The 4643-nt window shown below is 68.6% G+C and carries 4 protein-coding genes; 1 reads left to right on the forward strand and 3 read right to left on the reverse strand.

All coding sequences use genetic code 11. The features are described from left to right. Window positions 1-136 precede the first annotated feature (136 nt). Window positions 137-1381, forward strand: coding sequence for an HNH endonuclease signature motif containing protein (locus FFS52_RS23390; RefSeq protein ID WP_137811069.1), 1245 nt, complete (start codon window positions 137-139; stop codon window positions 1379-1381). Between the two features lie 94 nt (window positions 1382-1475). Here the strand turns inward: FFS52_RS23390 and FFS52_RS23395 are convergent, their stop codons facing one another. Genes FFS52_RS23395 through FFS52_RS23405 form a run of 3 tightly spaced genes read right to left on the reverse strand, consistent with a single transcriptional unit; the run spans window position 1476 to window position 4635 of the window. Beyond that, a complete protein-coding gene (locus FFS52_RS23395) occupies window positions 1476-3146 on the reverse strand; it encodes a thiamine pyrophosphate-binding protein (RefSeq protein WP_137811070.1) in 1671 nt (556 codons plus the stop codon). After that, window positions 3146-3925, reverse strand: a complete 780-nt coding sequence (locus FFS52_RS23400) for a cyclase family protein (protein ID WP_137811071.1) — start codon at window positions 3923-3925, stop codon at window positions 3146-3148. The genes FFS52_RS23395 and FFS52_RS23400 overlap by 1 nt, the downstream gene beginning before the upstream one ends. A gap of 14 nt (window positions 3926-3939) precedes the next feature. After that, window positions 3940-4635, reverse strand: coding sequence for a tellurium resistance protein (locus tag FFS52_RS23405; protein ID WP_137811072.1), 696 nt, complete (start codon window positions 4633-4635; stop codon window positions 3940-3942). Window positions 4636-4643 lie beyond the last annotated feature (8 nt).

The raw sequence follows: 4643 nt of genomic DNA on the forward strand, positions 1-4643 counted from the left end.
CACACTCCCGACGCTTTGATCGCGATGGCGAACCTCACCAGGGGCGGCGCATGCCCAGAACTCCCACATCGAAACTGACCGAAAACCGCCCACTTTCAGATCAGGAGATCCACGTGATTGCGAGTAGCTTGGTGTCATGCCCTCGATCACCGAACTCCGCGACACCCTCATCTCACTGCCGTCACCACCCGACGACGGCAGTGGCCGTGCTCTGCACGAGCGGCTCGACGAGCTGCGGATGCTGCGCAACGTGCTCGATCACCAGATCGCGTTTCACACAGCACTTTTCGACGTCACGGGTGCCGCAGCGCGGGCGGGGTCGACCACACGGAACGCACTGATCGAGATGGGCATGCCACCCGCGGCCGCGCACCGCTATGTGCGCATCGCCGGCGGGCTGGAGTCGGTGCCGAAGGTCGCCGACTGTGCTGCCGAGGGTTATCTGTCTGCCGAGTGTGTCGACGCGGTGATCCGCGGACTAGCGCTCATCGACAAACTTTCTGCCACAACGCTGTCCGACGACGAGCGCAGCGGATATGAGAGTGAGTTGCTTGCGCAGGCATTCTCCGGCGCCACCCCCGCCCAGATCGACGACCACGCCCGCGGGATCGCCCAGCGGGTCGCCGCCACCGACCCCAGCACCGTGCCGGCTGCCGATGACGCATCGCTGAACACCGTGCACACCCACATCACCGAGGAGGGTCGGGTCGCGATCGCCGGAGATGTGACCGCGGTGATCGGAGAGAAGTTCGTGTCCATGATCGACGAACGGTCCTGTCCGCGTCCCGAACCCGACGGCGCTGCCGATCGTCGAGGTGCGGCCGAGCGACGCGCCGATGCGCTGGAGTTGCTGTTGGATCAAGCCGCGATCGGCGCGGCGATGACCACCGCCGGAGCACCACGCACCCAACTGCTGGTGACCATTCCTGCCGATGGGGTTGACCCGGCACGCCTGCCGTGGATGGGTGCGGTGTCAGAATCGACGACACGGCGTTTGTCGTGTGACGGCGGGGTCGCCGAGATCGTCCTCGACGACGAAGGGGTGCCGCTACAAATGGGCACCACGAAACGACTGTTCCCGCACCACCTGCGGCAGGCGATCATCGTGCGCGATCGGTGTTGTGTGAAATGCGGTGCGCCAGCATCGCATACGCAAGTTCACCATCTGGTCCACTGGGCCGATGGCGGCCCCACCGATCTGGACAACGGGTGCCTGCTTTGTCAACGCTGTCATACCCAGGTCCATCACCACGGCTGGCAGGTCGTGATGGGGCCCGACCGGCACCCATGGCTCATCCCACCCGCCGACATCGACCCGCGGCGCCTACCCCGACCCGCCTACAACCGGCGCACCATGCGACTCGACGACGCTCTCGTATAGCTGCCGGCCCCGCGCAGACCAGACCCTCCGGCGTCGACACCCCGACGCCACACGACCTTTGACAACTCCACAGTGTGAGGCGATCCCGGCGGGGTCAGTGCCCGGCAAAGGCCTCCGCGAGCCACCAGGCGCCGCCGTCGTCGGTGATCTTGGCGTCGATGACGAGGGGACCCGACGGTTGGGGTGAAGAGAGCGAGGCGACCCAGTCCCGTACCTCGTCGAGGTCGTCGAGGCCGGTGACCGTCACGCCCGTCGCGCCGTGTCCACGGGCGATCGCGGCGATGTCGACCTCGGGGAACGTCACCGTCGTCATGTCGGCGTCGCCGAAGTGGTGCACTTCGGCCCCGTAGGCGGAGTCGTTGTAGACGATCACGACCAGCGGCAGTGCCAGACGTACGGCGGTCTCCAATTCGGCTATGGCCATGAGGAATCCGCCGTCGCCGGTGCCGAGGACCGGGACCCTGTCCGGTCGCGCGAACGCCGCGCCGATGGCCGTCCCGAGGCCCAGCCCGATCGACTGGAAGGCCTGAGTGAAACAGAAGCCGAACTCGTCTGGCACGGACAGATGCGTCGACGGATAACCCATGAAGTTGCCGGAGTCGATGGAGACGACGCGGTCGGCGGGCAAGATCTCGTCGAGCGCGATCGTCAGTGCCCTCGGATCGACCCGGCCGGCGGTCACCTCGCCGGTGACGGGGACGTCCTGCCACCTCGATGACACCGAGATCCGTTCCCTGACTTCCTCGGTGCGATAACCGGTGGTGCCGCCATCGGCCGCGAGGATCGTGTGCACATCCGTCGCCGTCGCGCCGCAGTCGCCGACGACTCCGAGGTCGATCGGGCGATGCGCGCCGATGGCGTCGATGTCGACGTCGACCTGCACCACGGTCGTGTCCGTGCCGATGAGTCGGCCGTGCCGCATCGTCCACATGTTCAGGGCGCAACCCCATCCGACGATGAGGTCGGCGTCGGCGATCAGCTCGGCGGTGGTGGGGGAGGAGAAGCCGCCGGAGATGCCCAACGAGAACGGGTTTCCCGCGAACAGGCCGTTCGCGACCGCCGACGTCGCCACCAGCGCACCGGCGGCCTCGGCCAGGGCCGCGATTTCGGGACCGGCGGAGCGCGCCCCTCGGCCCGCGACGAACACGGGACGCCGGGCGGCACGGAGCAACTCGGCCAGGCGAGTGGCCGACCGGGCTTCGGGCCGCGGCCGTGGCGGTTCGGCGGAGAGCTCGACAGGTCCTTCGAAATCCGCTGCGGCGGCGGCGATGTCGACGGCGACATGGAGCACGACGGTCCGGCGCTGCGTCACCGCGGTGCGGAAGGCGCGGATCACATCCGCCACCACCGTGGTCGGCCCGTAGACACGGTCGTTCACGGCGCCGACGCTCGCGGCGAGGGCCTCCTGGTCGATCCGGAAGTTCGACCGTAACGCCGACGCGGGTGCATCGGCGGTGAGCACGATCATCGGCGCACGGCTCTTGGCGGACTCGGCGATGCCGGTCATCGCGTTGGTGAGCCCACAGCCCTGATGGACCGACAGCACGCCCACCCGTCCCGACATCCGGGCATAGGCGTCGGCCATGCTGGCCGCGCCGCCCTCATGGCGGGCGGCCGTGAACGGGACACCGCCGGCCCGAAGGGCGTTGGTCAGCACGAAGTTTCCGCTGCCGACCACACCGAAGGCATGGCCGACGCCGAGATCGGCGAGAACGCGGCCCGCCACGTCGGCGACCGTCGGACCGTAGCGGCCAGGTGCCGCCATCAACTCTCGACGATCGCCAGCACGCGCGACGGACTGCCGGTGCCGCCGACGATCGGCAACGGGCTCACGACGATCACCGCGCCGGTCGGCGGGAGCGAGCCCAGGTTGCGCAGGGAGGTGAGCCCGTACTTGTCGTTGCCGAGGAAGTGGTAGTGCACGGGGAAGGCGGGATCGAAGCCGCCCGCCAGCCCTGCGTCGACACCGACGGTCTCGACTCCGAGGCCGGTGATCTCGCGCGCGGTGGCCAGCCACTGCGCGCACTCCACCGACACCCCGGGGGTGTGCGACCCGGTCTCGTCGGCGTTGAGGAACTCGGCTTCGGAGCCGCCCCGCGACTCCCAGCCGGTCCGCAACAGCAACCAGGTGCCGGCGGTGAGGCGTCCGTGTTCGGCTTCCCAGGCCTCGACCTCGGCGACGCTCAGGAGATGATCCGGGTCGTCGGCGACCTCGTCGGTCAGGTCGAGGACGGCCGCCGGGCCGATCAGCCGCTGCACCGGGATCTGCGAGACGTCATCCCCGTCGCGTCCGCTGATCCAGTGGATCGGTGCGTCGAGATGGGTGCCGATGTGCTCGCCGGTGTGGATGTTGTTGTGCCGCCAGTACGGCCCCGGCTCGTTGTAGGCGCTGACCTCTTCGAGACTGAAGTCGATCAGGTTCGCGAACGGGGCAGGCAGTCGCAGCGCGGGCGTCGCCGCACTCAACGGAGTCGTCAGATCGACGACGCGGAGCGACCCGTCGGCGAGGCCGGCGACGAAGCCGGACAGGGCGGTGTCGGGCACGAAGGAGCCGGCCACTACTTGCGCGCTCCGCGCCAGTTCATGCCCCAGCCGTACGCCTCGTCGACCTTGTCCTGTGCCCCGCGGATGTAGCGCACCTCGCGGTTGAGAACCAGCTCGCCACCACGGTTCTCGAACAAGGCGATCGCGCACGAGAGCGCCGACTGATCCGCCTCGTCGAGCCGGACCTCGATCTCCGGGCCGTTGGCCGGGAACAGGGTGACGACGCCGTTGGCACCGGCCCAGTTCGGGGTGCCCTCGTAGATGTAGGCGAAGATCAGGATCCGGCGGATCCGGTCGGTCGCGGAGAGGTCGATGTACATGTTCTCGCCGCCGGAACCCGACCGGTCGTCGCCGTCGAGATAGATGATCGGCTGTCCGTCACGGGGCGCCCGGAACGAGTTGCCCAGTGCCTGCACGATGCCCTTGCTCCCGTCGGTGAACTCCCACAGGCAGGCGAGGTCGAGGTCGATACCCTGCGCCTTGCGGAAGAGCCCGCCGCCCTTGGAGTTCGACGTCCAGCTCAGATTGACGCGCACCTGACCGGAGGTCGCACCCTGCTTGCTCAGCGAGATGCTCGGCGCCGACTTCGTGAGGGTGATCTTCGACAGCGAGACCGGCGGCGCGGGCGGCTGCTGACCGTAGCCCGCGGGGGTGGGCGGCTGCTGGCCGTAACCCGCGGGAGCGGCCGGGGGCTGGGCGCTGTCGCCTATACACCTCT

It is taken from the genome of Gordonia sp. ALPHA1B1 (assembly GCF_005502615.1).
Lineage (GTDB): Bacteria > Actinomycetota > Actinomycetes > Mycobacteriales > Mycobacteriaceae > Gordonia > Gordonia hongkongensis.